The organism is Kitasatospora griseola (assembly GCF_014648555.1).
Classification (GTDB): domain Bacteria; phylum Actinomycetota; class Actinomycetes; order Streptomycetales; family Streptomycetaceae; genus Kitasatospora; species Kitasatospora griseola.
The window spans coordinates 289352-292464 of sequence record NZ_BMRI01000004.1 but is presented as its reverse complement, the minus strand read 5'-3'; the positions used below and the strand labels follow the sequence as shown (position 1 = coordinate 292464).

The 3113-nt window shown below is 73.1% G+C and carries 4 protein-coding genes; 3 read left to right on the top strand and 1 reads right to left on the bottom strand.

Annotated features, from left to right (window positions below; genetic code table 11):
* The 3 genes from IEZ12_RS37920 to IEZ12_RS07360 form a co-directional block, all read left to right on the top strand.
* Positions 1–691, top strand: a 691-nt coding sequence (locus IEZ12_RS37920) for a DNA polymerase (protein WP_229847315.1), incomplete at its 5' end; no start/stop codon positions are given.
* Between the two features lie 40 nt (positions 692–731).
* Entirely contained in the window at positions 732–1547 is an 816-nt protein-coding gene (locus IEZ12_RS07365) for a GNAT family N-acetyltransferase (protein ID WP_189271311.1), read from the top strand.
* Positions 1548–1605: 58 nt separating this feature from the next.
* On the top strand, positions 1606–2199 hold the full coding sequence (locus IEZ12_RS07360) for a GNAT family N-acetyltransferase (protein ID WP_189271310.1): 594 nt from the start codon (positions 1606–1608) through the stop codon (positions 2197–2199).
* Here IEZ12_RS07360 and IEZ12_RS37915 read toward each other — a convergent pair.
* The coding region (locus IEZ12_RS37915; RefSeq protein WP_308431009.1) for an ATP-dependent helicase C-terminal domain-containing protein at positions 2200–3113 on the bottom strand (914 nt) is incomplete at its 5' end.

Sequence of the window (3113 nt, the reverse complement as noted above, 5' to 3'; positions counted from 1 at the left end):
GCTGCTCACCGCCGACTACTCGCAGATCGAACTGCGCATCATGGCGCACCTGTCCGAGGACGAGGCCCTGATCGAGGCCTTCGCCTCCGGCGAGGACCTGCACACCACCGTCGCCTCCCAGGTCTTCTCGGTCGCCCGCGACCAGGTCGACGCCGAGATGCGCCGCAAGATCAAGGCCATGTCCTACGGCCTCGCCTACGGCCTGTCCGCGTACGGCCTCTCCCAGCAGCTCGGCATCAAGCCCGCCGAGGCCCAGGGCCTGATGGACACCTACTTCGAGCGCTTCGGCGGCGTCCGCGACTACCTGCACAACGTGGTCGAGGAGGCCCGCGCCGTCGGCTACACCGAGACCCTGCTCGGCCGCCGCCGCTACCTGCCCGACCTCACCAGCGACAACCGCCAGCGCCGCGAAATGGCCGAACGGATGGCCCTCAACGCCCCCATCCAGGGCTCCGCCGCCGACATCGTCAAGATCGCCATGCTCCGCGTCGACGAGGCCCTGCGCGCCGCCGACCTGAAGTCCCGCATGCTGCTCCAGGTCCACGACGAAATCGTCCTCGAACTCGCCCCCGGCGAGCGCAAGCAGGTCGAAGCCCTGGTCCGCGAACAGATGGCCGACGCCTACCCCCTCCGCGCCCCGCTCGACGTCTCGGTCGGCGTCGGCGCGAACTGGGAGGCGGCAGCCCACTGATCCCTTGCACGACGGCCCGGGCGATCCTGAGACTGGCCCGATGACCGAACCGCGCGCCATCTTCGCCGACAAGCCCACCCTGGTGGGCGAGAAGGTCCTCCTGCGGCCCGTCCGGCTGCGGGAGGACCTTCCGCTGCTCCGCGTCCTGCTCCAGGACGAGGAGATTCTCCGCTGGACCTCCGGTTCCTGGACCCCCGTCGTCCCCGAGTGGGACGAGGCGCTGGAGCGCCGCACCGTCGACCGGTACCGCACCCGCAACGACCGGACCGACTGCCTCGACCTGATCGTGGTCGACAGGTCCACCGGCCGCGGCGTCGGCGAGATCGTCCTCGACGGGTGGGACGAGCCCGGCAACTCCTGCACCCTCCGCATTGCCCTCGGCCCCGACGGCCGCGACCGGGGCCTCGGCCCCGAGGCAATCCGCCTCCTCACCGACCACGCCTTCCGCGTCCTCGGCCTCCACCGCGTCTCGCTCTCCGTTCATAGCCTCAACAGCCGCTGCCGTGTCTTCCAGAAGGCAGGGTTCAGGGTCGAGGGGGTGCGGCGGCGAGCCCTGCCGTTCAACGGACGGTGGGTCGACCGCATCGAAATGGCGGCCCTCGCGGAGGACTGGGGCCATGAACTGCCGCCCGGCCCGGACCCGGAGCGTCCCGCCGGCGTCCTGGAGGACGACCCCGGGCGCAGGCTGACGGACGCCGAGTGGACCAGGCTCCGCGACTACCTGCGGCGCTACGTCGTGCACGAGCTCGACCAGTGGGACTGCTGGCGCATCGACACGGCCTATGGCCCGATCGCCATCACGCTCAGCAACGCGGTCCCGGAGGACGGCCACCCCGGGGTCTGGCGCGCGATCTGATCCGGACGCCCAGGTAATCCGATTGCGGTCGGTCGGCCGGTCCTCCGAGACTGGCCGGATGACTGATCAACTTCCTTCCCTCACGGTTACGTTCGCCGACAAGCCGACGCTGGAGGGGGAGCGGATCGTCCTCCGGCCGGTCGAGGCGGAGGAGGACCTTCCCTGGCTGCGCGTCATGCTGAACGATCCGGACGTGCTGCGCTACACCTCCCCCGAGTACACGCCCGTCGCGCCCGAGTGGGACGAGGCGATGGAGAAGCGCATCGTCGAGTGGTACTCGACGCGCAACGAGCAGACCGACCGGCTCGACCTGATCATCGTGGACAAGTCGACCGGCCGGGGCGTCGGCGAGGTCGTCCTCAACGAGTGGAGCGAGGCCAACCGCTCCTGCAACCTGCGGATCTGCATCGGCCCCGACGGTCGCGACCGGGGCTTCGGCACCGAGGCCGTCCGGATGGCCACCGACCACGCCATCCGCGCCCTGGGCCTGAACCGGGTCTCGCTGGGCGTCTACGCCTTCAATGGGCGCGGCCAACGTGCCTACGAGAAGGCCGGGTTCAAGGTCGAGGGCGTCCGGCGGCAGGTGCTGCGCTGGGGCGACGAGTGGATCGACGACATCGACATGGCCGTCCTCGCGGAGGACTGGCTGTAGTCACTTGCGCGGGTTCGCCCGGCGGGTGGGTTCGGCCGTGGTCGGGTCCTCCGGCCACGGGTGGCGGGGGTAGCGGCCGCGCAGGTCGGCGCGGACGGCGCGGTAGCCCTCGCGCCAGAACGCGGCCAGGTCGCCGGTGACGGCGGCCGGGCGGCCTGCGGGGGAGAGCAGGTGGACGGTGAGCGGGGCCCGGCCGTCGGCCAGCGCCGGGGCGGCGTCCCAGCCGAACAGCTCCTGGAGCTTGACGGCGAGGACCGGGCGGTCGCCCGAGTAGTCGACCCGGATCCGGCTGCCGCTCGGCACCGTGATCCGCTCCGGGGCGAGCTCCTCCAGCCGGCCGGCCTGGCCGCTCGCCCACGGCAGCAGGCGCTGCAGCGCGGCGGCGGTGTCGATCCGCTCCAGGTCGGCGCGGCGACGGGCCCGGGAGAGTTCCGGCTCCAGCCACTGCTCGGCGGAGGTCAGCAGCGCGGCGTCGCTCACGTCCGGCCACACCCCGCCCAGGGTGCGGTGCAGGAAGGCGAGGCGCTCGCGCAGCCCGGCCGCGGCCGGCGGCCAGGACAGCAGCGCGCCGACGCCCTCGCGTTCGAGGCCGGTCAGCAGCGCCTCGCGCACCAGCGCCGGATCGGGCGCCGTCAGGGGCGCCGCGGCGAGCTCGACCGCACCGAGGGTCTCCACCCGACGGGCCGTCACCTCCCGCTGCCGGGTCGACCAGCCGACCTCCTCCCGCCCGTCCAGCAGCGGCCCGCCCGCCCGGCGGGCCGTCGCCTCGTCGATCGCCACCGCCCGCAGCACCCGCGCCGACGGCGACCCGGCGGGTCGGTCGGCCACCGCGATCGCCAGCCACCCGCCGGCCGGCAGCCGCGAGCCGCCCTGCACCTGGGCCGCCGTCCCGGAGGCCATCAGGTACGCGCCCT